The sequence below is a fragment of the Candidatus Skiveiella danica genome, assembly GCF_022705245.1.
Taxonomy (GTDB): domain Bacteria; phylum Pseudomonadota; class Gammaproteobacteria; order Burkholderiales; family Burkholderiaceae_C; genus Skiveiella; species Skiveiella danica.
In genome coordinates this window covers 287-518 of sequence record NZ_JAKJEW010000200.1, presented here as the reverse complement: position 1 = coordinate 518, position 232 = coordinate 287, and the positions used below count along the sequence as shown (strand labels likewise).

General features: G+C 68.5%; 1 pseudogene. It reads right to left on the bottom strand.

The window, feature by feature from the left end:
* Positions 1 to 232: pseudogene (locus ACMUOY_RS21000) on the bottom strand (efflux transporter periplasmic adaptor subunit); the annotation flags it as partial.

Genomic DNA, 232 nt, shown 5'->3' with positions numbered 1-232 from the left:
AGCGCGTTCGATGGCACCTGCAACACGGCATCGTCCTCGCGCAACAGGAACTCGACCTCGACGCGATAGGCGTCGCCGAGGCTGGCCCATCGCTCCGGCGGCGACAGGAACTCGAGGATGACGCGCGTGCGCTGCTCTTCCACGCCGAGCGCGGAGATCTTGGTGTAGGCGGCCGGTTCGACGCGGACAACGCGCGCCTCGAGATCCTCGTTGCCGCCCCAGCGCAACACGC